This is a genomic window from Nocardioides sp. CCNWLW239, assembly GCF_037137035.1.
In the GTDB taxonomy this organism is placed as follows: Bacteria; Actinomycetota; Actinomycetes; order Propionibacteriales; family Nocardioidaceae; genus Nocardioides.
Map to the genome: position 1 here is coordinate 911,370 of NZ_JBBBNW010000001.1, position 24,575 is coordinate 935,944.

At 70.9% G+C, this 24,575-nt stretch carries 24 protein-coding genes and 1 pseudogene; 10 read left to right on the forward strand and 15 right to left on the reverse strand.

What is annotated here, in order from left to right; genetic code table 11:
- Window positions 1-1,230, forward strand: a complete 1,230-nt coding sequence (locus WBG06_RS04430) for an MFS transporter (protein WP_336735305.1) — start codon at window positions 1-3, stop codon at window positions 1,228-1,230.
- Window positions 1,230-2,597: an alpha/beta fold hydrolase gene (locus WBG06_RS04435; RefSeq protein WP_336735306.1), complete on the forward strand. Its 1,368-nt coding sequence runs from the start codon at window positions 1,230-1,232 to the stop codon at window positions 2,595-2,597. The genes WBG06_RS04430 and WBG06_RS04435 overlap by 1 nt, the downstream gene beginning before the upstream one ends.
- Window positions 2,598-2,615: 18 nt before the next feature.
- Here the strand turns inward: WBG06_RS04435 and couO are convergent, their stop codons facing one another.
- Genes couO through WBG06_RS04460 form a run of 5 tightly spaced genes read right to left on the reverse strand, consistent with a single transcriptional unit; the run spans window position 2,616 to window position 8,777 of the window.
- Window positions 2,616-3,506 carry a 4-hydroxyphenyl-beta-ketoacyl-CoA hydrolase gene (gene couO / locus WBG06_RS04440; protein ID WP_336735307.1) on the reverse strand — a complete coding sequence of 297 codons (891 nt, stop codon included), beginning with the start codon at window positions 3,504-3,506 and terminating at the stop codon, window positions 2,616-2,618.
- Window positions 3,503-5,029, reverse strand: coding sequence for an acyl-CoA synthetase (locus WBG06_RS04445; RefSeq protein ID WP_336735308.1), 1,527 nt, complete (start codon window positions 5,027-5,029; stop codon window positions 3,503-3,505). Before WBG06_RS04445 ends, couO begins: the two co-directional genes overlap by 4 nt.
- A gap of 36 nt (window positions 5,030-5,065) precedes the next feature.
- Complete coding sequence (locus WBG06_RS04450; protein ID WP_336735309.1) at window positions 5,066-5,986, reverse strand: 3-hydroxyacyl-CoA dehydrogenase NAD-binding domain-containing protein; 921 nt, start codon at window positions 5,984-5,986, stop codon at window positions 5,066-5,068.
- Entirely contained in the window at window positions 5,983-7,983 is a 2,001-nt protein-coding gene (locus WBG06_RS04455) for an acetoacetate--CoA ligase (protein ID WP_336735310.1), read from the reverse strand. Before WBG06_RS04455 ends, WBG06_RS04450 begins: the two co-directional genes overlap by 4 nt.
- Window positions 7,980-8,777, reverse strand: a complete 798-nt coding sequence (locus WBG06_RS04460) for a crotonase/enoyl-CoA hydratase family protein (RefSeq protein WP_336735311.1) — start codon at window positions 8,775-8,777, stop codon at window positions 7,980-7,982. Before WBG06_RS04460 ends, WBG06_RS04455 begins: the two co-directional genes overlap by 4 nt.
- A gap of 84 nt (window positions 8,778-8,861) precedes the next feature.
- Here WBG06_RS04460 and WBG06_RS04465 point away from each other — a divergent pair, with 84 nt between their 5' ends.
- On the forward strand, window positions 8,862-9,281 hold the full coding sequence (locus WBG06_RS04465; RefSeq protein WP_336735312.1) for a MarR family winged helix-turn-helix transcriptional regulator: 420 nt from the start codon (window positions 8,862-8,864) through the stop codon (window positions 9,279-9,281).
- Between the two features lie 4 nt (window positions 9,282-9,285).
- Here the strand turns inward: WBG06_RS04465 and WBG06_RS04470 are convergent, their stop codons facing one another.
- The 5 genes from WBG06_RS04470 to aztB form a co-directional block, all read right to left on the reverse strand.
- Complete coding sequence (locus WBG06_RS04470; protein WP_336735313.1) at window positions 9,286-10,233, reverse strand: DUF1214 domain-containing protein; 948 nt, start codon at window positions 10,231-10,233, stop codon at window positions 9,286-9,288.
- Window positions 10,234-10,401: 168 nt separating this feature from the next.
- The gene (aztD, locus tag WBG06_RS04475) at window positions 10,402-11,601 is read right to left on the reverse strand and encodes a zinc metallochaperone AztD (protein ID WP_336735314.1); all 1,200 of its coding nucleotides are present in this window, start codon (window positions 11,599-11,601) and stop codon (window positions 10,402-10,404) included.
- 11 nt (window positions 11,602-11,612) lie between these two features.
- Window positions 11,613-12,539: a zinc ABC transporter substrate-binding protein AztC gene (aztC, locus tag WBG06_RS04480; protein ID WP_336735315.1), complete on the reverse strand. Its 927-nt coding sequence runs from the start codon at window positions 12,537-12,539 to the stop codon at window positions 11,613-11,615.
- On the reverse strand, window positions 12,536-13,762 hold the full coding sequence (locus WBG06_RS04485; protein WP_336735316.1) for an ABC transporter: 1,227 nt from the start codon (window positions 13,760-13,762) through the stop codon (window positions 12,536-12,538). The genes aztC and WBG06_RS04485 overlap by 4 nt, the downstream gene beginning before the upstream one ends.
- Window positions 13,714-14,610, reverse strand: coding sequence for a zinc ABC transporter permease AztB (gene aztB / locus WBG06_RS04490; RefSeq protein WP_336735317.1), 897 nt, complete (start codon window positions 14,608-14,610; stop codon window positions 13,714-13,716). Before aztB ends, WBG06_RS04485 begins: the two co-directional genes overlap by 49 nt.
- A 55-nt stretch (window positions 14,611-14,665) precedes the next feature.
- On the opposite strand from aztB, the gene aztA reads away from it, so the two are divergent.
- Window positions 14,666-15,307: a zinc ABC transporter ATP-binding protein AztA gene (aztA, locus tag WBG06_RS04495; RefSeq protein WP_336735318.1), complete on the forward strand. Its 642-nt coding sequence runs from the start codon at window positions 14,666-14,668 to the stop codon at window positions 15,305-15,307.
- A 39-nt stretch (window positions 15,308-15,346) separates the two neighbouring features.
- On the opposite strand, the pseudogene WBG06_RS04500 reads toward aztA, so the two are convergent.
- Window positions 15,347-16,255: pseudogene (locus WBG06_RS04500) on the reverse strand (EamA family transporter); the annotation flags it as partial.
- 32 nt (window positions 16,256-16,287) lie between these two features.
- Between WBG06_RS04500 and WBG06_RS04505 the strand changes: the two are divergent.
- On the forward strand, window positions 16,288-16,752 hold the full coding sequence (locus WBG06_RS04505) for an Lrp/AsnC family transcriptional regulator (RefSeq protein ID WP_336735319.1): 465 nt from the start codon (window positions 16,288-16,290) through the stop codon (window positions 16,750-16,752).
- Between the two features lie 13 nt (window positions 16,753-16,765).
- Here WBG06_RS04505 and WBG06_RS04510 read toward each other — a convergent pair whose 3' ends face one another.
- Both WBG06_RS04510 and WBG06_RS04515 read right to left on the reverse strand, forming a co-directional pair.
- Window positions 16,766-17,557: a crotonase/enoyl-CoA hydratase family protein gene (locus WBG06_RS04510; RefSeq protein ID WP_336735320.1), complete on the reverse strand. Its 792-nt coding sequence runs from the start codon at window positions 17,555-17,557 to the stop codon at window positions 16,766-16,768.
- Window positions 17,554-19,197, reverse strand: a complete 1,644-nt coding sequence (locus tag WBG06_RS04515) for an acyl-CoA dehydrogenase family protein (protein WP_336735321.1) — start codon at window positions 19,195-19,197, stop codon at window positions 17,554-17,556. The genes WBG06_RS04510 and WBG06_RS04515 overlap by 4 nt, the downstream gene beginning before the upstream one ends.
- Window positions 19,198-19,260: 63 nt before the next feature.
- On the opposite strand from WBG06_RS04515, the gene WBG06_RS04520 reads away from it, so the two are divergent.
- Entirely contained in the window at window positions 19,261-19,986 is a 726-nt protein-coding gene (locus tag WBG06_RS04520) for a PaaX domain-containing protein, C- domain protein (protein ID WP_336735322.1), read from the forward strand.
- Between the two features lie 22 nt (window positions 19,987-20,008).
- Here WBG06_RS04520 and WBG06_RS04525 read toward each other — a convergent pair whose 3' ends face one another.
- The gene (locus tag WBG06_RS04525) at window positions 20,009-20,707 is read right to left on the reverse strand and encodes a TetR/AcrR family transcriptional regulator (protein WP_336735323.1); all 699 of its coding nucleotides are present in this window, start codon (window positions 20,705-20,707) and stop codon (window positions 20,009-20,011) included.
- Between the two features lie 85 nt (window positions 20,708-20,792).
- On the opposite strand from WBG06_RS04525, the gene WBG06_RS04530 reads away from it, so the two are divergent.
- Entirely contained in the window at window positions 20,793-22,277 is a 1,485-nt protein-coding gene (locus WBG06_RS04530; protein WP_336735324.1) for an MFS transporter, read from the forward strand.
- Between the two features lie 238 nt (window positions 22,278-22,515).
- Window positions 22,516-22,734, forward strand: coding sequence for an amphi-Trp domain-containing protein (locus WBG06_RS04535; protein ID WP_336735325.1), 219 nt, complete (start codon window positions 22,516-22,518; stop codon window positions 22,732-22,734).
- A gap of 10 nt (window positions 22,735-22,744) precedes the next feature.
- On the opposite strand, the gene WBG06_RS04540 is transcribed toward WBG06_RS04535, so the two are convergent.
- Complete coding sequence (locus WBG06_RS04540) at window positions 22,745-23,692, reverse strand: 1,4-dihydroxy-2-naphthoyl-CoA synthase (protein WP_336735326.1); 948 nt, start codon at window positions 23,690-23,692, stop codon at window positions 22,745-22,747.
- Window positions 23,693-23,845: 153 nt separating this feature from the next.
- On the opposite strand from WBG06_RS04540, the gene WBG06_RS04545 reads away from it, so the two are divergent.
- Together WBG06_RS04545 and trxA are read left to right on the forward strand one after the other, a co-directional pair.
- Entirely contained in the window at window positions 23,846-24,220 is a 375-nt protein-coding gene (locus WBG06_RS04545; protein WP_336735327.1) for a MerR family transcriptional regulator, read from the forward strand.
- The gene (gene trxA, locus WBG06_RS04550; protein ID WP_336735328.1) at window positions 24,217-24,552 is read left to right on the forward strand and encodes a thioredoxin; all 336 of its coding nucleotides are present in this window, start codon (window positions 24,217-24,219) and stop codon (window positions 24,550-24,552) included. The genes WBG06_RS04545 and trxA overlap by 4 nt, the downstream gene beginning before the upstream one ends.
- Window positions 24,553-24,575 lie beyond the last annotated feature (23 nt).

Genomic DNA, 24,575 nt, shown 5'->3' on the forward strand with positions numbered 1-24,575 from the left:
ATGCCCTCCGACGGGATCCTGTCACCGCTTGCCCAGCCCGGCTTCCGCCGCTACTTCGTCGGGCAGGTGATCACCAACGTCGGCACCTGGTTTCAGAATCTCGCGCTGTCACTGGTGGTGCTCGATGCGACCGGTAGTGCCCAAGCCCTCGGCGGGGTGACGTTCGCGCAGTTCCTGCCGATCCTGCTGCTCAGCATCCACGCCGGCCGGGTCGTGGACCGGGTCAGCCCGCGGACCGTCCTGATGATCGGCGCAGCGCTGTCGGCCGTGGTGGTCTCGTCGCTCGCGCTCGTGGTCTCGGCGGAGGCCCCGAGCCTGCTCGTGATCTATGGACTGATCGCCTGCCTCGGAGCGGTGAACGCGTTCGAGCGGATCGCCGCCCAGGCGATCATCCGGTCGCTGGTCAGCGTGGACCGGCTCGGGCGGGCGGTGTCGCTGAGCACGATCACGGTCGCGGCCGGCCGCTCTGTCGGGCCCGGCCTGGCCGGTCTGCTGTTCCAGGCGGCCGGCCCGGTGGTGTGCCTGCTCGCCAACGCCGTCTCGTTCGTGCTCGTGTTCGTCCTGATGCTCTTCGTGCATCCGCGCGAGGAGCGCCTGGCGCGGCGTGTCGATCCGGGGTCGGGTGAGCTCGGCAGCCTGCTGCAGGACCGATCGTTGCGACTCCTCCTGGTCGTCAACGCGGTGATCGCCCTCCTGGCGCTCAACCTGAACATCGTCCTCACGTCCATGGTGGCGCTGACCTTCGAGGGATCGGCGACGAGCGTCGGGCTCAACCACGCCCTCAACGCGGTGGGCGCCGTGGCCGGAGGGCTGGTCGCGACCGCACTGCCCAAGGTGTCGACGGGAGCTCTCGCGGCAGGCTGCGCCCTGCTCGGAGCAACGCTGTTCGCGAGCACTGTGCCCGACACGCTCGCGGCCTTCCTGGCGGTCGCCCCGGTGCTCGGTCTCGGCTTCGGCTTCTACATGGCGGTCGTCAACGCGGTCGCTCAGGCAGCAGCACCGGCGCAGGCGGTCGGCCGCGTGATGGCCCTGATGATGCTGGGCAACGTCGGGATGGCTCCGTTCGGCGGCCTGATCAGCGGCTGGGTCATCGATCGCACCTCCGGACGGACATCCCTGCTGCTGGGCGCTGCCGTGGCGCTGACCTGCGCGTTCGCCGTCGCCCTCCACACCCTTCGACGTGGCGAGAACCGCCTCGATGCACGAACCGACCATGAAAGTGAGCTGTGATGGACCTCAACGCAAGACGGAGAACCACGATCGCCGGGGCGGTCGCCGGGGCGATGGCGGCGTCGGCGCTGCTGGCCGTCGGCACCCCCGCCCTGGCAGCGAAGGAGACCACCGTGATCAGCGGACACCTCGCCGACTCGACGCCCTACCGCTTCCTGGTCCCGGACGACTGGAACGGCACCGTCTTCGTCGACCTCGACTTCGCCGGCTCAGCCACCCCCTCTCCGGCGGCCGAGCGTCTCGTGGAGCAGGGTGCGGCATACGGGGGCACGACCCGGACGGTGACGGGATGGAACATCCCCGGAGCCCTGGCCAACCAGGTGGAGGCGCTGGACCGGTTCGAGGACGCCGCCGGCGAGGCCGACCGGCGGATCACGATGGGTAGCTCGATGGGTGGCTTCGTCGCCGCCGGCGTCGCCCAGCACTACCCGGACGCGGTCGACGGCGTCGTGTCGATGTGCGGCGGGCTGTCCGGCACCGTCTCACAGTGGAACCAGAAGCTCGACACCGTCTTCGTCCTCTCCACGCTGCTCGATCCCGCCGGGACGCTGCCGGTCGTCGGGATCCCCGAGGACGTCCAGGGTTCGATCGCGGCCTGGCAGGAGCGCCTCGCCGAGGCTCAGCAGACACCCGCCGGGCGCGCCCGGATCGCGCTGGCCGCCACGATCGGCCAGCTGCCCGCATGGTCCGAGTCGTCGTCCCGGCCGGAACCTCGGGACACCGATGCCTACCAGCGGGGCTGGTACGGCGCCCTGGCCGCCGACTCGCTTCCCTACATCGGCCAGGCGATGAGCAGCCGGCGGTCCTTCGAGGCCCTGGTCGGCGGCAACCCGTCGTGGAACACCGGCGTGGACTACGCCGAGCAGCTCGGCAACGCCTCGCCCGAGACGCGCCGGGTGGTCTCCAGGCTCTACCGGCAGGCCGGGCTCTCGCTCGAGGCCGACGTCTCGAAGGTCAACGACGCGGAGAGGATCAGCGCTGACCCGGCAGCGGTGAAGCGCTTCGCTCTCGGGACCGAGTTCGACGGCCGGATCAGCGTGCCGGTCGTGACGATGAGCAACATCGGCGACCAGATCTCGACGGTCGCCCAGCAGAGCGAGTACGAGGACGAGGTCACGCGGGCGGGCAACGCGCACCTGCTGCGTCAGACCTACGTCGAGACGCCGAAGCACTGCGGGTTCTCCGATGCCGAGCGCGTCGCGGCAGCCAACCTGTTGCTGCACCGGCTCGACACGGGTGAATGGCACGGCCGAGAGACTCCGGCCCGGATGAACCGGGTCGCCGAGTCCTACGATCTCGGACCGGCTCGGTTCATCCCGTTCCGGCCCGACACGTTCAACCGGCCCTACTCCCCCGACTGGTCCTGAGCCCAGCCCTGCGCCTGCTCAGGCCAACCCGAGCAGGCGCAGGGCGTTGTCCTTGACGAGCAGCGGGCGGACCTCGTCCTTGATCTCGAGCATCTCGAGGTCGGCGAACCAGCGGTCCGGCGTGATCACGGGGAAGTCGGAGCCGAAGAGCACCTTGTGGCGCAGCGGGCCGTTGAGCTGCTTGACCAGTTGCGGCGGGAAGTACTTCGGCGACCAGCCGGACAGGTCGATGTGCACGTTGGCCTTGTGGGTGGCGATCGAGATCTGCACGTCGACCCAAGGGACGGCCGGGTGGGCCATCACGATCTGCAGCGTCGGGAAGTCGGCGGCGATGTCGTCGAGGAGGAGCGGGTCGGAGTAGCGCAGCTTGATCCCGCGTCCGCCGGGGAGGCCGGCCCCGATGCCGGTCTGACCGGTGTGGAAGAGCGCGATCACGCCGAGCTCCTCCAGGGTCGCCCAGAGCGGACGGAGCTCGGGGTCGGCCGGCGAGAAGGCCTGCAGGCCGGGATGGAACTTGAAGCCGCGTACGCCGTGGTCCTCGACCAGCTTCCGGGCCTGCTTGACCGCCGTCTCGCCCTTGCGGGGGTCGACCGAGCCGAACGGGATGAGCACGTCGGCGTGCTCGGACGCACGCTCGGCGATCTCCTCGCTCGACAGCGGCGGGTGGTCGAGGCCGGTCGAGGCGTCGACGGTGAAGATCACCGCGGCCATGCTCCGCTCGCGGTAGTAGGCGGCGAGGTCGTCGACGGTCGGGGTGCGCGGGTGGTTGCCCCGGAAGTAGGCCGCCGAGGCGTCCATCAGCTCCTGGTCGAGCGAGAGGTGACCGTGGTGGTCGGCCTCGACGTGGGTGTGCATGTCGAGGGCACGGATCGCGTCGGTGTCGATCCGCGGCTCGTAGCGGGTGGTCATCGGGTGGCTCCTTCCGGGGCGCCGTACAGCTCGCGCACCCGGGACTTCAGCAGCTTCCCGGAGGCGTTGTGGGGGATGTCGTCGACGAAGACGACGGTCTTGGGGATCTTGTAGCGGGCGAGGCGGCCGTCGAGGTGTCCCAGCAGCTCGTCCTGGGTCAGGTCGGATCCGGAGCGGCGTACGACGACGGCCCTTCCCACCTCTCCCCAGCGCTCGTCGGGGACGCCGATGACCGCGGCCTCGGCGACCGCGGGATGGGTGTAGAGCGCCGACTCAACCTCGGCGGGATAGACGTTCTCCCCGCCGCTGATGAACATGTCCTTGACCCGGTCGACCACGTAGAGGAAACCGTCGTCGTCGACCACCGCGACATCGCCCGTACGCAGCCACGGACCGTCGAAGGCAGCCTCCGTCGCCGCCGCGTTGTGCCAGTAGCCCGGGGTCACGTTGGGGCCGCTGACGTGCACCTCACCGGCCTCCCCCGGCGCCGTGTCGACGCCGCCCGGGGAGACGACGCGGACGTCGGTGAAGAAGCACGGCGTGCCCGCCGAACCGAGCTTGTCCAGGCCGTCGCCGGCGCGCAGCATGGTCGTCCCGGGCGAGGCCTCGGTCAGGCCGTACCCCTGGATGATGTGCAGGCCGCGGGACTGCCAGGCGTCGAGGAGGGTGCGCGGGATCGGCGCGCCACCGCTCAGCGCCGAGCGGAGGGTGGAGAGGTCGGCGGTCGCCCAGGTCGGCTCCTGGGCGAGGGCCTGGTACATCGAGGTGACCCCGAAGAGGAGCGTGACCCGCTCGCGCTCGATGGTGGCGATCGCCTTGGCCGGGTCGAAGCGCGCTGCGATCAGCGAGGTGCCGCCCTTGAGGAAGGTCGGCAGCAGCACCTGGTTGAGCGCGGCGGTGTGGAACAGCGGGGCGGTGACCAGGGCGATCTCGTCGGAGCGGACGTCGACGTCGACGAGCAGGTTGAAGGCGTTCCAGACGATGTTGCCGTGGGTCAGCATCACGCCCTTCGGACGGCCGCTGGTGCCGGAGGTGTACTGGATCATGAAGACGTCGTCGAGGCCGACCTCGACGTCGATCCGCTCCGCTCCGGGGGCGGTGAGGCCGTCGAGCCCGTGCCCGCCGGTGGCGGTGAACCGGTGGCTCGGCAGCCCGAGGGCCGCGACCGGATCCGCGGAGACCGCCTCGTCGAAGTCGTCGGCGTGGATCAGCAGCGCGGGCTCGGCATCGGTGAGGATCCAGGCCAGCTCGGGCGGCGCGAGCCGGGTGTTGAGCGGCAGGAAGACCGCCCCCAGCCGGGCGGTGGCGAAGAGCGTCAGCGCGAGCTCGATCGAGTTCAGGCCGAGGAAGGCGACCCGGTCGCCGGCCGCGACACCGCGGGCGCGCAGCCCGAGGGCGAGCGCCTCGACGAGACGGTCCACCTCGGCGTACGTCATCACCGCGTCGTCCTGCACGAACGCCCGTGCGCCAGGAGTCATCCGGGCCCGGCGGGCGGGCCACGATCCGATGCCGCTGTCCAACATGTCGATCCTCGTTCGTCGTCTTCGGGTGCGTGGGGCTCAGCCGAGCCCGAGGTCGGTCTTGATCTCCAGCAGTCGCCGCAGCGCCTGGTCGCGGCGCGCGACCAGGTCCTCGGCCGAGGTCCCGTCGAGCTCCTCGTCGACGCCGTCGACCAGCTTCTCGATCAGGTCGCCCGTGAGCTCGGGGTGACCCAGGTCGTCCCACCAGTCGACCATGGGCGGGCCGAGGTGCTCGAGCACGTGGCCCAGCCCGCCGGGGCCTCCGGAGAGGTGCTGGGTCGCGAACGGCCCGAGCAGCGACCAGCGCAGCCCCGGCCCGTCGGCGATCGCGGTGTCGATGTCGGCGACGGAGACGATGCCCTGGTCGACGAGGTGGTACGCCTCCCGCCACAGCGCCGCCTGGAGCCGGTTGGCCACGTGCCCGGGCACCTCGCGGCGGATGTGGATGGGACGTTTGCCCAGGTGATGCAGGGTCTCCAGGGCCGCATCGACGGCCTCCGGCGACGTCGCCGACCCGCCGACGACCTCGACCAGCGGCACCAGGTGCGGCGGGTTGAACGGGTGCGCCACGAGCACCCGCTCGGGATGGCGGGTGCACGCGTCCTGGAAGGTGCTCGGCATCAGGCCGGAGGAGCTGCTGGTCAGAAGTACGTCAGGCGGGGCCGCTGCATCGAGCGCCGCGAAGATCTCACGCTTGACGTCGAGACGCTCGGGTCCGCTCTCGAGCACCAGGTCGGCATGGGCGGCCACCTCCTCGAGGCCGTCGGCGAAGCGGAGTCCGTCGGCAGGACCGTCCCCGAGACGGACGGCGACCTGCTCACGCAGTCGCTCCTCGGCTCCGCCGGCCGGGTCCCACGCCACGACCCCCAAGCCGTGCTCGAGCCCGAGCACCACCCAGCTGACCCCGATCGCGCCGGTGCCGACGACCCCGAGCGTACGCACGTCCGTGCCGCTCCTCATGCGTCCACCTTCCGCAGGGCGCCGGACCTGGCCAGCGCGACGAACGGGTCGAGCGAGGCCGGGTTGGCGAGCGCGTCCCGGCTGGCCACGTCCTCCATGCGCGCCCCCTGCAGGATGCGCTTGGCCGGCAGCTCCAGCTTCTTGCCGGTGAGGTTGCGCGGCACCGCCGGCACCTCGATCACCTGGTCCGGGATGTGCCGCGGGGAGAGCGCGGAGCGCAGCGACCCGACCAGGCGGGCGCGGAGCAGCTCGTCGAGACGTACGCCCTCGTCGGTGACGACGAAGAGCAGCAGCTCGCCGTTGCCGCCGGCGGGGTCCTCGAGGTGGACGACCAGCGAGTCGGCGACGCCGTCCACCTCCTCGGCGACGCGGTAGAACTCGGCGGTGCCGAGACGTACGCCGCCGCGGTTGAGGGTGGCGTCGGAGCGGCCGGCGACGTGGCAGCTGCCGTTGTCGTGGAAGAGGATCCAGTCACCGTGGCGCCAGACGCCGGGATAGTGGTCGAAGTAGGCCGCGCGGTAGCGGGAACCGTCGGAATCACCCCAGAAGCCGACCGGCATCGAGGGCATCGGTGAGGTGATCACCAGCTCGCCGAGCTCGCCGGTCACCGGGCGACCGGACTCGTCGTAGGCGTGGGCGTCGACACCGAGGCAGCGCCCGGAGATCTCGCCGGCATAGACCGGGAGCAGCGGGTTGTTCTGCACGATGCCGGAGCAGACGTCGGTGCCGCCGCTGCCGACGTTGATCTGGGCGTCGGGGAGCTGGTCGGACAACCAGGCGTAGCCCTCGGGCGGGAGCGGCGCGCCGGCCGAGCCGAGGACACGAATCCGCAGGTCACCGAGGTCCCCGAGCTCGACGCCCTCCTTGCGGCAGGCCATCACGAAGCCCGGGCTCGCACCCATGACCGTCGCCCGGGTCTCGGCCGCGAGCCGCCACTGCCAGGTCAGGTCGGGGTGCATCGGGTTGCCGTCGACCATGACGATCGAGGAGCGCACCAAGAGCGAGGAGACCAGGGCGTTCCACATCATCCAGGCGGTCGTGGAGAACCAGAGCATCCGGTCGCCGGGCCCCATGTCCCACGACAGCGCGTGGTTCTTGAGGTGCTCGAGCAGGACGCCGCCGTGGCCGTGGGCGATCGCCTTCGGTCGGCCGGTGGTGCCGGAGGAGAAGAGCACCACCAGCGGGTGGTCGAACGGCACCGGCTCGAAGGCGAGCTCGGCCTCGTCCTCCGCGCCGAGCAGCGAGGTCCAGGAGAGGGCGTCATCGACCCGGTGCTCCCCGTACTCCACGTCGACCACGTGCCGCACCGACGGCAGCTCGGCGCGAATCTCGGCCACCTGCTCGCGCCGGTCGACGTCTTTCGCCCCGTAGCGATATCCACCGGCGACCAGCAGCACGACCGGCTCGATCTGGGCGAAGCGGTCGATCACGCTGCGCGGCCCGAACTCGCTGGCACACGACGCCCAGGTCGCCCCCAGGCTGGCGGTGGCGAGGTAGGCGACCAGGGCCTCGGGGATGTTGGGGAGGTAGCCGGCGACACGGTCGCCGCGGCGTACGCCGAGCTTCTCCAGCGCAGCCCTCGCCCGGGCCACCTGGTCGCGCAGGTCGCCGAAGGTCAGCTCGACGTCGTCGCGGGTCTGCGACCGGCCGAGCACCGCGACCCGATCGAGATCGTCATCGGTGCCGAGCGCGTGCTCGGTGTAGTTCAGGGTCGCGCCCGGGAACCAACGGGCTCCGGGCATCTCACGAGAGGCGAGGACGGTGTCGTACGGGGCGTGCGCCCGGACGCCGAAGAACTCCCACACCGCCGACCAGAAGCCGTCGAGATCGGTCACCGACCACTGCCACAGCTCCTCGTGGGTGGTCATCTCCAGGTCGCGCTCGCGGGCGAGCCAGGCCAGGAACTGCCCGACCCTGGAGGTGGCGAGCACGTCGGCGGGAGGCGTCCAGACGATGTCGCCCTGGCGGATCGGCTGTGTCTGCTGAGTGGTGCTCACTGGTCCGTCACCTTCCTGGCCCGTCCGGCGAGGAAGTCCTGCATCCGGCCCTTGGCGTCGTCGGTCCCCTGCGCGATCGCGGCCATCAGCGACTCCATCAGGAAGCCGTCGCGTGGGTTTGCCTCGGCGATCCGCGGCAGCGCCTGTACGACGGCGAAGTTGGTCTGCGGCGCGTTCTGCGCGATCCGGCCGGCCAGCTCGAGGGCGGTCTTGCGGCCGGTGCCGTCGGCGACGGCGTACTGGCTCAGGCCCAGCGCCAGGCCCTCCTGTGCGTCGTAGCGACGGCCGGTCAGCATCATGTCGGCCATCCGGGAGACCCCGATGAGCCGCGGGACGCGCACCGAGGCACCGCCGCCGACAAAGAGCCCGCGCTGTCCCTCGGGCAAGGCGTAGAAGGTCGACTCCTCCGCGACCCGGACGTGCGCGGCGGCGGCGAGCTCCAGCCCTCCCCCGACCACGGCGCCCTTCAGCGCCGCCACGACCGGCACCGGCCCGAACTCGATCTTCTCGAAGACCCGGTGCCACATCCGCGAGTGGGCGACCCCGGCGAGGGTGTCGCGCTCGGTCATCTCTCCCAGGTCGAGCCCAGCACAGAAGTGGTCGCCGTCCGCGTCGATGACGACGGCACGTACATCCGGCTCGAGGCCGTCGAAGAACCGCTCGATCCCGAGCACCGCCTCGTCGCTGAGCGCGTTGCGCTTCGCGGGTCGGGCGAGGGTCAGCACCGCGATGTCGTCGATGCGCTCCGCCCGCAGGGCATCGGGCAACGCCGACCATGGGGAGGTTCCGAGCATCATGAACTCCTCTTGATTGACAGGAATCCTGATAATCGCAGAAGTAGGCGCCTCCCGCAAGCAGAGCGATGCTTGAATGACCGCATGACCGATGCACCCCTGCTGCTCTACGTCGTCAAGCAGCTCGAGCTCGCCACCCGAGCCCGCCTCGACGCCGTCCTGAAGGAGTCCGGGGTCACCGCCCTGCAATACACCGCCCTCTCGGTGCTCGAGCGCCGCCCCACGATGAGCGCCGCCGACCTGGCTCGCGCCTCGTTCGTCCGCGCCCAGTCGGCCGCCGACCTCATCGGCGCCCTCGAGCGCCGCGGCCTCATCGAGCGCCGCACCGACCCCGACAACCGGCGACGCATGCTGATCAGCCTCACCCCCGAGGGCCGCACCTTCCTCGACACCTACGACCCGCGCGTCGAGGAGCTCGAGGAGCAGATGCTGGCCGACCTCGGCCCCGAGGACCGAGAGTCGTTCCGTACGTTCCTCGACAGCGCGCGCCGCGCCCTGTCCTAGCCGGTCACCTGGCGGGCACGACGGGCGGGACCTGCCAGGTCCCGTCCAGCACCTCGGGCCGAGGCCGATAGAGCCGGATCAAGAAGTTCCAACCCTCCATCACAGGGAGGAAGTTGGCCTTGTCCGCCGGATCGACACCGAAGTGCACCGTCACAGCCCCATCTGGATCCGGTGCCGCGGTGACGCTGTTCACGTTGTTCACACCGAGCTCGTTGGGGACGAAGTAGCCCTCCGCGTTGTAGAGCGAGATCGACCAGAACCCGTCGACAGGAGGGTCCACCATCCGCAGTGAGTACTCGCCGACGGGAAGTCCGGGATTGACGTTGACGTAGTGCGCCTCCGTCTCCGGGAGTCCGCCCCAGCCGGAGGCGCTCGCAATGAGGTGCCGAACGGGATCCACCTCGTCCGATCTTCCGAACGCGCTGCGGAAGTCGGGCAGGCCCTCCGAGAGCTGGAGCAGGGCCTGCCGGGTGCGTGTCATGGAGTCCTCGTCGTAGGCGGGGAGCTCAAAGGGCGTCGCCTGCGCCGAGGACAGCCCGAGGGCGTCCTGCAGGCGGTTGACCTCTGCCACGTCCGCGGCGTCGCCAGGGTCGACCAGGATCCGGGCGGCGAGGAGCACGTAGTCGGTGCCGAGTTCCTCGCGCTTCAGCTCGTACACGCCGGGCTCGTGGAAGATCTTCGGGAGATAGTGGTCCTGGTTGACGACCATGACCGACAAGTACCTCGCCCCCGGGTCGGGAAGAGTGAGCGTGGCGGATCGCGTCACGTCCACGATCGCCGCGCTGTAGAGCGTGTCGCGGTTCTGCCTGACGATGGGTTGGTGGTCCAGCGGAGCCGGCTCGCGGTAGTGATGCCACACACCCAGCCCGCCCGTGTCGGCGAGCAGTCGCGAGAACATCAGGTTGGACTCTGCCCGAGCGAAGTTGATGGCATTGACGCGGATCGCCGTCATGCGGGTCGCCTCTCCGGGCGCAGACCGCCCCGATCATCATGCTTACGTGGCTCTGAGGTGCTTCTCCTCAGATTATGGTCAGAAGAATTGCTTCAGCGCGTCCGTTCCGAAAATCCCGTCGAGTCGACGCGTCTGAGAACAGATACGCCGACTCGACAGGTGTGGACGTCAGCTGACGGCGATCTCGTTCGGCTGCTCGTCGAGCTCGACGGAGGCGGTGACCTCACCCGAGGTCAGGTCGACGGCGTGGACCTGGTTGGTGGCGGGCTCGGTGACGTACGCGATGTCGCCGTCCACCTTGATCGCCGGGTGCGGGTCCTGCCACTCGGCCGGGCCCTCCCAGGGCTTCACGACCGGGTACTCGTCGGTGATCTTGCCGGTGGCCGGATCCAGGACGTGGATCGAACCGTCGGTGGCGAGGATGTAGGCCAGGTCCTCGGGGCCGCGCGCGACGTCGCGGAAGGTGTACTCGACGCCCTCGGGGAGCGCGACCGGCTTGAAGGTGCTCTTCTCGGTGTCGATGAGCGTCACACTGTCGAGCAGGTAGCCCTCGTCATCGGGGTCGGTCTTGTAGTCGCCCACGACGAGGGGGCTGGTCTCGGAGACGTACGCGTTGCCCATCCGGCCGAACTCGTCGGGCGCCTGGAGCTTCTCGAACGCGCCGTCGCGGTAGAGCAGCGCGCCGTCCTCGCAGCCGAAGACGACGGCCTCGTCGGCGGCCGTGCCCTCGCCGTGGATGCCGGGGCAGGCGTCGTTGGCGGCAGCCTGCTCGAACCCGTCGCCCTCGGGGGTCAGCGCGATCGCGCCGGAGCGGGTCTCCTCGGTGCCGACCGTGGTCAGCAGGGTGCCGTCCTCGAGCACGATCGAGACGCCGTGGTGGGCCTCGGGCGCCGTCCAGGTCGTGGTCTCCGGGAGCTCGTCGGCCCCAGCCAGCGCGGCGGTGTCGAAGATCGTGGTCTCGCCGGTGCCGTCGGCGAAGAGGACCGTCTTGTCGCCGTGGTGGACCACGTGCCCGGCGGCGTCGGCCTCGAAGACCAGGTCGGTCAGCTCGGGGGTCTGGGTGTCGAGCACCTGGAAGCCCTTGCTGGTGGTGACCGCGAGGTTGCGGCCGTCGCCGAACGAGTTGAGACGTACGAACTCCTCGGTGTCGAACTCGTCGACGACCTCGAGGGTCTTGCCGTCGAGGACAGCGACGCCGTTGGCGTAGGACACCGCGAGCCGGCCGCTCGCCTCCCCCTTCCCGGACGCCTGGGTCTCGTCTCCTTCGGCGGTGGCGCCGCAGGCCGAGAGCGCCAGCGATACGCCGGCTACCGCCGTGACGGCTCGGATCGCATGATTCCGCGGGGTGCGGTTCTGTGGGGTTCGCATGGTGGTGCCTTTCACTCGGTGGGCCCTGGTGAGAGCCCGCTGGTGATGCGCTCGGTGTTGGCGCGCATCATGGAGAGATAGGTGTCGGCGCCCTGGCCCTTCTCGGTCAGGGACTCCGTGAACAGCTCGCTGACGCCGACGTCGACGCCGGCCTCGTCGGCGAGCACCTGGATGAGTCGGTCCGGCTGCGAGGACTCGGCGAAGATCGTCGGTACGCCGGCCTGCTCGATCGCCTCGGTCAGGTCGCGCAGGTCCGCGGCGCTGGGCGCGGCCAGGGTCGTCCCGCCCGGGATGACGGCGCCGACGACGCGGAAGTCGAACCGTTCGGCCAGGTAGCCGAAGACGTGGTGGTTGGTGACCAGGCTGCGGTGCTGCTCCGGGATGCGCCCGAAGGAGTCGGTCATCTCCTGGTCGAGCTTCTCGAGCTCGGTGTCGTACGCCGTTGCGGCATCTTCCACGGCCGGCGCGTCGATCCCCTCGATGTCCTTGACCGCCGCTTCGAGGCCGTCGACCACGTCGCGCATCCGCGCGGGATCGGTCCAGAAGTGCGGGTCCGGGGCGCCCGCGGCCTCGCCGTCGGAGTAGTCGAGGACGTCGATGTGGTCGCCTGCGACGTACGTCTCGACACCGGCCTCGGCAGCCTGGTCGAGGTGGCGCTGGAGACCCTCCTCGAGGCCGAGGCCGTTCGAGACGACCAGGTCGGCATCGCGCATCGTCGCGGCCTCGCGGGCCGAGATCTCGAAGGAGTGCGGGTCGGCGTCGGGCCGCATCAGGGTGGTGACCCGGGCCGCGTCCCCGACCGTGTTGGCGACGACGTCGCCGAGGATGTTGGTGGTCACCACGATGTGCGGACGGTCGTCGCCGTCGGCTGCTCCGCTGCAGGCGGCGAGGGTCGTCGCGAGCGCGATCGCGGCGGCGATCCCGAGCAGGCGCCTCATCGGCCCGTCTCCGTGAAGAACACCGGGGCGGTGGGCGTCTCGAGCGTCCGCGCGATCCGCGCCCTGTCGGCGTAGTCGATCTCGTGGACGACCCCCTCGTCCGGTGCGTTGAGGTAGGCCCGCTCCTGGTCGACGACCAGGTCGACTCCCCCGTCGCCCGGATCGACGAGGGGCGCGGTCGCGGCGAGCTGCTTGCCGCCCTCTGCGGAGTAGACGCGCACCCGGCCGGTGGTGTCGAGGGCGAGCACGTGCCCGTCCTCGTCGTCGGCGGCGACCACCTGACGTAGCGGCGTCCCGGTGTCGAGGTGGGTCCAGGTCCGCTCGCGGGTGTCGAGGAGCCAGATCCCGGTCTTCCCCGAGAGTGCCGCGACCGTCGGGCGGCTCTTGCGACCCTCGAACGCCGTGGCCCTGGGGGCGGTGGTGCCCTCCGGGTAGGCGATCCGCTCGAAGTCGGCCTTGCCGTCGGTCTCGGTGGCGAGCACCGCGCCATCGGCGCAGCCGACGACCACGCCGACCCGGGTGGTGATCGTGCCGCTCGCCTCGACGCAGGGGATCTGCTCACCGACCGCGTCGCCGTCGGCGTCGCGATAGCTCAGCGCGGTGACCTCACCGCCGTCGGCGACGGTCACCAGAGCGCCGTCGGCGAACGGCGCGACCAGACCGTCGTGCGGTTCCGCGTCGAGCCGGAACAGCTCGCGTGCCTCGCCGTCGGCGAGGGCCTCGTTGTCGAGCAGGACCGCCTCGCCGCTGTCGCGGAAGAAGATGCCGGTCGACCCGGCGGTCGACAGCGGGCCGGTCGCGACCCTCGCCTCGCCCTCGCCGTCGATGGCCCCGAGCAGCGTCGGCTCGCCACGGTAGTAGTGGAAGTGGTCGCCGTGGTCCCAGGTCCACACCCCGCTGTCGACGACCTCGACGCCGGCCGCGGTGGTCGCGAACAGGTAGCGACCGTCGGACTCGACCGCGCTCGGGGCGCCGATCGTCCCGACCTTCGCCGAGCTCCCCTCGACGAGGTCCAGCTGGGCGACCGCGCCGTCGGCATCGATGGTGGTCAGGTGCAGCTGCGGCTCGCCGACCTCCTCGGCGCCTTCGACGGCGCCATGGCCCTTCTCGGACCGGGCGCCGTCATCTGCTGGGGCGGCGGCGGTGCTGCCGCATCCCGTGGTGGCGGCCATCGTCAGCCCTGTGACGGTGCCGACGAGGCCGGCGAGTGTCCTGCGGTGCATGGGTTCCTTTCGGAGGTGGGGGCGAGACGTCGAAGCAGATCGAGGCCGCTGCGGAGCAGCCCCGAAACGACCGCGGTGAGGATGGCCGCGCAGGCGATCGAGGCGCCGGCAGCGGTGCCCGCATACCAGGACGCGATCAGGCCGACGAGGACCGCGACCGCGCCGATCACGGCGGCGCAGGCCATCGTGGTCGGGATCCTGGTGGTCCACCGGCCGGCGGCCACGGCCGGCGCGAGCAGCAGGGCGATCACGAGCAGCGAGCCGACCGCCTGGTAGGACGCGACCACGGCGAGGGTCACCAGTCCGACGAGCATCACCTGCGCCAGCTGGGGATGCAGGCCCAACGTACGGGCGATGCGGGGGTCGAAGGCCGAGGCGACGAACGCGCGGTGGAACGCGACGGCGATGGCGAGCGTGACGGCCAGGGCGACCGTGAGGACGGCGAGGTCGTCGGGCCCGAGGGCGAGGACGTCACCGAACAGCATGGCCGTGGCGTCGGTGGCGAAGCTGCGCGAGTGGGAGATGATGATGACGCCGAGCGAGAGCATGGCCACGAACAGCAGGCCGATGCTGGTGTCGTACGTCAGCCGGCCGCGGCGCTGGAGCGCTCCGATCGTCGCGCTCATCACGATCGCGCTGGCCGCGCCGCCGAGCAAGACAGGTGCGCCGAGCACCGTCGCCAGGGCGACGCCGGGCAGCATCCCGTGCCCGATCGCCTCACCGAGGAACGCCATCCCGCGGATCACCACCCAGGTGCCGACGACCCCGCAGATGGCCGCCACCAGTACGCCGCCGGCCAGCGCCTGCAGCATGAAGTCGGTCCGGAACGGCTCGATGATCAGTGACACGAGCCGGGACTCTAACGCTTAATGAGAATGGTTACCAATTGCTATAGTGGCGCACGTGCTCTCCCTCGACCAGCCCAGCCCACCCCTGCTGTCCGCCGACGGCCTCCGCTTCGCCTACGACAGCCAGGACGTGATCCACGACGTCAGCGCACGCTTCTCGCCCGGCTCGGTCACCGCCGTCGCCGGCCCGAACGGGTCGGGGAAGTCGACCTTCGTCGAGCTGCTCGCGGGCGTACGGAACCCTCGGCGCGGCAGCGTCAGCCGCGCCGGCCGGCTCGCCCTGGTCGTGCAGCGACCCTCGACACCCGACGCCCTGCCGGTGACCGTCCGCGATGTCGTCACGATCGGGACCTGGGGCCGCCGAGATGTCCGGCGGGCTCCCGCACGGCGACAAGCGGTCGCCACAGCGATCGATCGCGTCGGCCTGAGCGGCCTCGAGCAGCGTACGTTCGGCGAGCTCTCCGGCGGGCAGCGCCAGCGAGCGCTACTGGCTCAGGGCATCGTCCAGCACGCGGAGATCCTGATCCTGGACGAGCCTGCGGCGGGTCTCGACGCCGCCAGCCGGCAGCGCACCCGCGAGATCCTCGCCGAGGAAGCCGTCCGCGGCGCCACGATCGTGTGCGTCACCCACGACGAGGAGAGCATCGCTGCCGCGGACCACGTCCTCCGCTTCGAGAACGGCCGCATCGTCGGGTGACACCGGCATCGACCCGGCGCCGTTGAACGTGGCCACGCCGGCCACGATGAGCGCCAAGGCGACGGCGAGACCGAGGCCGATCTGCTCACCGAAGATCGGGACGGCGACGACGGCGGTCAGGACCGGGCTCACCGCGCCACCCACCGAGGCCCGGCCGCTGCCGAGCGTCCTGACGGAGAAGGCGTAGCAGAGCGTCGACATCAGACCGGTCCCGACGCCCTGGAGCACGGTCAGAAGTGCCACGTCGCCGAGCTCGGCGGTGCCCGCGAGCAGGTGCGACGGCATCGCGCCGGACGCCGCCAGGACGAGCGCGGCCACGCTGGAGACGGTGCAGACGGTCAGGACCATCTGCAGGAGCGTCAGGCTCGTACGCTGCAGCCCCGAGGTGAACACCGCCCAGGCGAACCCGCCGACGAGGAGCAGGCCGACGCCACCGAGCGAGGCACCGCCACCGACCAGGAACCCGCTCACCGCCACGCCGGCGGTGATCAGTCCCAGCGCGGCCAGCCGCCGCGGCGGCATCGTGGTCCGGCCGCGCGACATCGCGAGCAGCGTGACGAACAGCGGCACCGTGCCGGGGACCAGCATCCCGGTCAGCGCCGCGCTGGTCAGGTGAGCGCCGAACGCGAAGACGAGGAAGTGCGGGAGCCCGCCGACGAGCAGCAGGGCGAGCACCTGGGGTCGCTCGCGGCGTACGGCACGGAGGGTGCTCGGCAACAGCGGAGCCAGCAGGACCACCGGCGTCACGAACCGGAGGAACGCGGCATCGGCGACGGTCAGGCTCGACCCGCCGATGCCGCGCGTGCTGAGCGCGAACGACGACCAGAGAACGACCGTCATCCCCAGCGCCACCCACCCGGCCGGCGCTCGTGTGCCGTTCTCCTGTCGCATCCCCATGTCCCGCACGATAGGGAAATCGACAGCGCACACGATTGCCGGATCTGCCATCGTTTCGGTCTCCAATGGCAGAATCTGCCAACATGCGCGCGATCGACGAGACCGACAAGCACATCCTCTGGGAGCTCCAGCAGAACGGCCGCCTGACCAACCAGGAGCTCGCCGACCGGGTCGGCCTCTCCCCGTCCCCGTGCCTGCGCCGCGTACGCGCCCTGGAAGAGGCCGGGGTGATCAGCGGCTATCGCGCCGTCGTCGACCCGCACGCCGTCGGGATGAACATCACCGCCTTCGTACGCATCAAGCTGGCCACCCACACCACGGCCGCGGTCGACGCCGTCGAGGAGAACCTGCGCGCCATCCCCGACATCACCGAGGCCTATGTCCTGGCCGGCGACCACGACTATCTGCTCAAGATCGTCACCCCGTCTTTCGAGACCTATGAGCAGATCCTGCGTGACAACCTCCGCACCATGCCGGCGCTGGCCTCCATCGAGACCACGTTCGCCTTCGGCAACACCAAGGAGAGCTCCCCGCTCCCGCTGGGCTGATCGGCCAGCGGGGTCAGTCGGCCCCGAAGGCGCCATGGCGTCCGGCTCCGTCGGCGAAGCGGGTCGCCCCCGCAACGGTGTCGGAGGTGACCGAGACGACGCCGTGGGCGTACTCCGCGGCGAGCGCGTCCTGTTCGCCGAGCCCTTCCTGCTCCAGCACGGAGAGCCGGTCGTGGCGCAGGCAGGTCTGCGGGAAGGCGGCGACCTGGCGCGCCAGCTCCTGTGCCGCCGCGAGGGCCTGACCGGGCGGGACGATGCGGTTGGCCAGCCCCATCCGGAGGGCCTCCTCGGCACCGACGGGACGGCCGGTGAGGATCATGTCCATGGCGTTGCTCGTGCCGATCAGCCGCGGCAGCCGGACGGTGCCGCCGTCGATCAGGGGTACGCCCCAGCGCCGGCAGAAGACACCGAAGACCGCGTCCTCCTCCATCACCCGCAGGTCGGCCCAGATGGCCAGCTCCAGGCCACCGGCGACGGCATGACCGGCGACGGCGGCGATCACGGGCTTGCCGAGCCGCATCCGGGTGGGTCCCATCGGGCCGTGCCCGTCGGGCTCGAACCGGTTGGGGTCCCCACCCGCGACCGCCTTCAGGTCGGCGCCGGCGCAGAAGGTGCCGCCCTCTCCGTGCAGCACGGCGACGGCGGCGTCCGGATCGGCGTCGAACTCCTCGAAGGCGGCGACCAGGGCTTCCGCCGTCGCCCGATCGACGGCGTTGCGTACCTCTGGACGGTTGATCGCGATCGTCGTGACCGGACCGTCCTTGACGATACCGACCGTCCCGCCCGCCGTCCCGCCCGCCGTCATGCCGGGAGGGCGCGCTCGACGATCGCGTCCAGGTCGCCACGCGGCGACAGCGTGCCGAAGGCGCCGCCCCAGTCCCGGTCGAGACGCGAGCCACAGAACGCGTCGGCCACGGGGGCGGGGGCGTGGCGGAGGAGCTGCGAGCCCTGGAAGACCAGCGCCAGCTGCTCCACGATCCGCCGAGCGCGGAGCTCGAGGTCGTCGAACGAGGTGAACTCCTTCTTCAGCCGGTCCAGCGCTGCGTCGTAGCGGGCGTCGGCACCGGCGGCGAGCTCCGCCTCGGCCAGGAACGCGTCCAGGGTGTGCGGCTCCTTCGCCAGGGCTCGCAGGGCGTCGAGCGCGGCCACGTTGCCCGAGCCCTCCCAGATCGACAGCAGCGGCATCTCGCGGTAGATCCGGGCGACGTCGAAGTCCTCGATGTAGCCGTTGCCACCCAGGCACTCCAAGGCCTCGTTGACCATGAACGGGGCGCGCTTGCAGACGTAGTACTTCGTCACGGCGAGCGCGATCCGGCGCAGGGCAGCCTCGCCCTCGTCACCACGGATCGCCCGGTCGTTGGCGCCGGCGAGCCGCAGCATCGCGGTCGTCGCCGCCTCGGACTCGATCTGCAGGTCGGCCAGGACGTTGCGCATCGCCGGCTGGTCGATCAGCAGCTTGCCGAACGCGGAGCGGTGCCGGGCGTGGTGCGCCGCCATGGTCAGTGCGGTGCGCATGCCGGCCGAGGAGCCGATCACGCAGTCGAGGCGGGTCATGTTGACCATCTCGACGATGGTGCGGACCCCGCGACCCTCCTCGCCGACGAGCCATCCGGTCGCGGCGTCGTACTCGATCTCGGAGGAGGCGTTGGACTTGTTCCCGAGCTTGTCCTTGAGCCGCATGAAGCGCATCGCGTTGCGCTCGCCGCCGGGCAGGACGCGTGGCACGAGGAAGCAGGAGACGCCCGCCTCCGTCTGGGCGAGGGTGAGGAACATGTCGCTCATCGGGGCGCTGGTGAACCACTTGTGACCGCGCAGGACGTACGTCCCGTCGGTCTGCGGGGTCGCGGTCGTCGTGTTCGCGCGTACGTCGGAGCCGCCCTGCTTCTCCGTCATCGACATCCCGGCGATCAGACCCCGCTTGGTCTCGGGGTCGCGGAGACCGAAGTCGTACTCCCGGTTGGTCAGCAGCGGCTCGAACCTCGCGGCGAGCTCAGGATTGGCCCGCAGCGCCGGCACCACCGCATAGGTCATCGAGATCGGGCAGCCGTGGCCGGCGTCGACGTTCCAGGCGAAGAACTTAGCGGCCCGCGCGACGTGGGCGCCGGGCCGGTCGTCGGCCCACGGGGCAGCGTGCAGACCGTTCTCGACCGCGGTCTGCATGAGCTGGTGGTACGCCGGGACGTACTCGACCTCGTCGATCCGGTGGCCGTAGCGGTCGTGGGTGTGCAGACGCGGCGGCACCCGCTCCGCGAGCCGGCCCCACTCCTGCGCCTCGGCGGTGCCGGCGAGGCGGCCCAGCTCGTCGATCTCCGGAAGCGCCCAGGCGGCGCCCTCGCGCTCGACGCCTTCGCGCAGGACCGGGTCGCCGGCCGTGTTGTGACCCACCAGCGGCGGGACCTGGTTGGTGACCTCATGGGTGGAGTGCGCCTGGCGAGTACTGGTCATGTCGACCATGTTACATAGCGCGTCACAGTCGTGTCTAGATATGTTGCATGAGAGGATGGGCCGGTGGCTACCGCGCGTGATGACCTTGCTCCGCTCTCCGCCCGCTCAGCCGTCCTGAGCCTGATGCTCGGCGCCCACCCGAACCCGCTGACGCCCGCCGACCTCGCCCGCGCCGGGCAGTTCCTCGGCATCGCCCCGGCGACCGTGCGCGTCGCGATCACCCGTGCCGTCAGCGACGGCGACCTGCGGCGCACCGACGACGGCTACCGGCTGGGTGACCGGCTCATCCAGCGCCAGGCCCACCAGGACGAGGCCGTGCACACCGCCGACAAGCCCTGGGACGGCACCTGGGAGATGGCGGTCGTCGTCACCACCGGCCGCCCCGGCCCCGAGCGCGCGACCCTCCGCGACGCTCTCAAGTCCCACCGCCTCGCCGAGCTGCGCGAAGGCGTCTGGACCCGACCCGCCAACCTCCAGCGTCAGCGCTTCTCCGACCCGGTCCTGCAGACCTTCACCGCCACCCCCGACGAGGATCCCGGCGAGCTGGCGGCCTCGTTGTGGGACCTGACCGGGTGGGCCCGCGAGGGCGAGCACCTCCTCGGCCTGCTGGCCTCGACCCGCGAGCCCGCCCGCCGGCTCTCCACCGCTGCCGCCATGGTCCGACACCTCAGCGCCGACCCGCTCCTCCCCCTCGAGCTGCGCCCGGCCGACTGGCCGGCCGCCGCACTGCGCGACGCGTACGCCGCCTATCAGCGGGAGCTCGGCGAGCTCGCGTCGCTCCCGCGCTGACCCGGGCCTCGCACGCGCCCGGTCACATCGCGGCCGGGTCGACCTCGTCCGGGCGGTACCAGGCGCTCACCCACTCGTCCCAGCGACGGCCCTCGGGAAGGGCGTCGCCCGTCTCGGCCTGATCGCGAAGACCTCTCAGGACGAGGCGCAGATAGCGGAGGTGGAGGGCGTCGGCCCCCTCGCGGCGAAGCGGCATCGGCGGACGCAGGTGCAGCAGGAGCTGCATCACGTCTGCAGCGGTGAATCCGTCCGGGAGCAGGCCCATCGCACGATCACGGGCGATCAGACGCTCGATGCCGACGCGTAGCTCGTCGGAGACCGCGGCGAGGTCGTCCGGGATCGGGCCGATCACCCCCGGCGGCCGCAGCAGAGGACCGGCCGCATCTGTGATCTGCTTGCGCAGGAAGGCACCGACGGCACCGTCATCCTCGGTGCTCTCGACACCGGCCTTCTCGGCCGCGTCCGCGACCTCCTCGGCGAGCCTGGCCGCGTCGCGGACGGCCCGGACCTGGAGAGCCTGGACCAGCGCGTCCTTGTTCGGGTAGCGCCGGTAGAGCGATCCCACCCCGACCCCGGCACGACGGGCGATGTCGGCCATCGACGCGCCAGGGCCATGAGCGGCGATCAACGCCCGAGCGGCCGCAAGCACGGCCTCGTCGTTCATCCTCGCCTCGCGCTGCCGGCCCGGGAGCGGACGATCAGGACTGGAGGCGGCTGGCACGGGATTCACTCTAGTCGAGCATCGGTGTTACCTTGAATCGGAACGGAACTTCCGTTCCGATTAGATGATGAGAGCGAGCACCTCCATGTCCACCGTCAGCACGACCCTCGACGAGGCCGTCCCGGCCGACTCGGACGGTCTGTCGTCTTCCGCCGAAGCAGCGCCCGAACGCGCGGCCATGCGGCATCCGGCCCGCTTCACCCTCGCCCTCAGCGCCGTGGTGTTCGCGTTCTCCCTGATGCAGACCCTCGTCGTGCCGGCTCTGCCGACCCTCGGCCGAGAGCTGCACGCCACCGGGCAGGGAACCGGCTGGATCCTCACGGCGTTCCTGCTGGCAGGCGCCGTGCTCGCCCCGGTCGTCGGAAACCTCGGAGACCGGTTCGGGCACCGGCGGGTGCTGCTGACGACCGTCCTCGTGTTCGCCGTCGCGACCCTGACGGCCGCCGCCGCACCGACCCTGGGTGTACTCCTCGTGGCACGCGTCGTGCAGGGCGTCAGCACCGCGACCTTCCCGCTGGCCCTCGCGCTCGCGAGCGCTCGGCTCGACGGGGCCCGACGCGCAGCCGCGTTCGGGTGGATCGCAGGCATGGTCGGGCTCGGCGCCGGCATCGCGCTCGTGGTCGGCGGCGTCGTCGTCGACACGCTGTCGTGGCGCTGGCTCTTCGTCATCGGGGCCGCCCTGATCCTCGCCTCCGCCGCGATGGTGGCCGCCTGGGTGCCGCGCGCCACCACGCCGGCCGTCGCCCGACCCACCGACTGGCCCGGGATCGTCCTGCTCGCCGGCGGCCTCGTCGGCATCCTGCTCGCGGTCTCCCAGGGCGGCACCTGGGGCTGGGGCTCCATCCGCACGCTCGGGACGGCCGCAGCCGGTCTGGTCCTGCTGGCCCTGCTGGTCGTGGTCGAGATGCGGACCGCGGACCCGGTCGCCGACGTACGCACCTTCCGGCACGGTCCGCTGGCCCTGATCAGCCTGCTCACGCTGGCCGTCGGCTTCGTGCCGTACGTCTGCTACGTCGCCCTGCCCCTGATCATGCAGGCGCCCGCGAGCACCGGCTACGGCCAGGGCATGAGCGTGACCGTCTCCGCGCTGGCGATGCTGCCCAGCGCCGTCATGGTGTTCCTCGGCGGCCGACTGACCCCGGTGCTGGTCGCCCGCTACGGCACCGGCATCACCGCACTGGTGGCACCGGCGGTGATGGCGCTCGGCGCGATCGGCCTGGCGCTGTGGCCGACCGCCCCGGCCGCGGTCGTCGTGAGCTTCGCCGTCCTGGGCTTCGGCAACGGGATCGGCTACGCGATCTGCGCCCAGCTGGTGATGGCGTGGTCGCCTCCCTCCGAGGCCGGTGCCGCCACCGGCCTGAACAGCGTCGTACGCACCATCGGATCAGCCTCAGCCGCCCCCGTCGTCGCCGCCCTGCTCACCGCGGACGCGGTCGCCGGGCACGACCCGGCACTCCCCTACTCAGCAGCCTTCTGGGTCGCCGCCGCCGCGAGCCTTCTCGGAGCCGTGGCCGCCCTGGCGCTCATCGCCAAGTCGTCACGACCCGCTCGCGGAAGTCACGCGGCCTGACGGCGCCCCACGTAGGGATCCGCGGCGTACGCCCCTTGGTCGCAACGCACCCTGGGGAGGGTTGTCCGATCCGGGTTCGGACAACCCTCCCCAGGGTCAGGCATGTTCATGCTCCCCCGGAGATAAGGTCATCGTGCAGCACAGGTCGGCTGCCGTGGACGGGCTGTACTCACTGCCCGACCGGCACCGACCGCGCGGCCGAGATCATGCAACCTCAACGCCTAACAAGGAGCTCAGCATGGACCTGATGGAAGTCACGGAACAGGCGCGGCTGCGTCGCGAGGAAGCAGCGGCCCGCCTACGCGCCCTGGCCGACGCGCTCGCCAGCAACAACGAGGTCGAGTTCGAGCGGGAGGGGCTGCGCTTCAAGGTGCGCGTACCCGACGAGGTCGACTTCAAGCTGGAGATCGAGATCGGCGACGACGAGCGCGAGATCGAGATCGAGCTGAAGTGGTGACCGGCGCAGATCAGTAGTACCAGGGGTAAGGCGACCAGTCGGGCTCGCGCTTCTCCAGGAACTGGTCGCGGCCCTCCTGGGCCTCGTCGGTCATGTACGCCAGGCGGGTGGTCTCGCCGGCGAACATCTGCTGGCCGACGAGGCCGTCATCGAGGAGGTTGAAGGCGTACTTCAGCATCCGCTGGGCGGTGGGCGACTTGCCGTTGATCTTGCGGCCCCACTCGAGCGCGACGTCCTCGAGCTCAGCGTGCGGGACGGCGCGGTTGACCGTGCCCATGCGTACGCCGTCCTCGGCCGAGTACTCCTCGGCGAGGAAGAAGATCTCGCGGGCGAACTTCTGGCCGACCTGGCGGGCGAGGTAGGCGGAGCCGTAGCCGCCGTCGAAGGAGCCGACATCGGCGTCGGTCTGCTTGAAACGCCCGTGCTCGGCGCTGGCCAGCGTCAGGTCGCACACCACATGGAGGGAGTGGCCGCCGCCGGCGGTCCAGCCGGGGACGACGCAGATGACGACCTTGGGCATGAAGCGGATCAGCCGCTGACACTCGAGGATGTGCAGGCGGGCGAGCTTGGCCTTGTCGATCGGTGTGGGCTCCTCCGCGCCGGTCCGGCCGGCGGCGTACGCGTCGGTCTCCTCGTACTGGTAGCCGGCCTTGCCACGGATGCGCTGGTCGCCGCCGGTGCAGAAGGAGTGCTTGCCGTTCTTCGGCGAGGGGCCGTTGCCGGTGAGCAGGACGCAGCCGACGTCGGCGGAGGTGCGGGCGTGCTCGAGCACCCGGAGGAGCTCGTCCACCGTGTGCGGGCGGAAGGCGTTGAGCACATCGGGGCGGTCGAAGGCGATGCGTACGGTGCCGTGCTCCTTGGCCCGGTGATAGGTCAGGTCGGTCAGATCCTCGAAGCCGGGGACCTCGTCCCAGCGGCTCGGGTCGAACGTGTCGGAGACTCCCTCGATGGCGCTCATGCGGCCGAGTCCGTCGAAAGACGAGAAGCGTACGGCCTCGGCCGCATGAGGTTCATGGTCGTTCGCTGGCGCTCACTCATGGCCCTGAGGTTATCCGGCCCGATGATCGCAGGCTTGACCTTGCCCCCAGGGGCAAGGTCTACGGTCGTACGCATGCAGATCAAGGAGCTCGCGGATCGGGCCGGCGTGACGGTGAAGGCGGTGCGCTACTACGAGTCGCGCGGACTGCTCGCGCCGCGACGGGCGGGCAACGGATATCGCGACTACGCCGACGTGGACGTGCAGGTGGTGCGGGAGATCCGCGCTCTGCGGTCGCTCGGCCTCACCGCCGAGGAGACGCTGCCCTTCGTCGACTGCCTGCGCGCCGGTAACGACCGCGCCGACGTGTGCCCGGCGTCGCTCGAGGCCTATCGGCAGCGCATCGCCGAGATCGACCGGCGGGTCACCGAGCTGACCGTCCTGCGCGGCGAGCTCGCCGCACTGTTGCACGAAGCCGAGTCCTATCACCCTGAAGGAGAGAAGAGATGAGTCAGACCGCCGTGATCGAGGACATCACCGATGCCCGGTTCGTCGACGACGTACTCATGTCCGAGACGCCGGTGCTGGTGGAGATCTGGGCCGAGTGGTGCCCGCCCTGCCGCCGGCTCGCACCGATCCTCGAGATGATCGCCACGGAGCGGGTCGGCAGCCTGAAGGTGGTGAAGCTCAACCAGGACGAGAACCCGGCCACCTCCGCCGACTACCGGGTCATGGCGGTGCCGACGATGCTCCTCTTCCGGGGCGGGAAACCGGTGCTGCAGATGGTCGGCGCGCGGCCGAAGTCGCATCTCGACCGCGAGATCGACAAGGCTCTGGCGTGATCGCGCCGGTTGGAATAGGCATC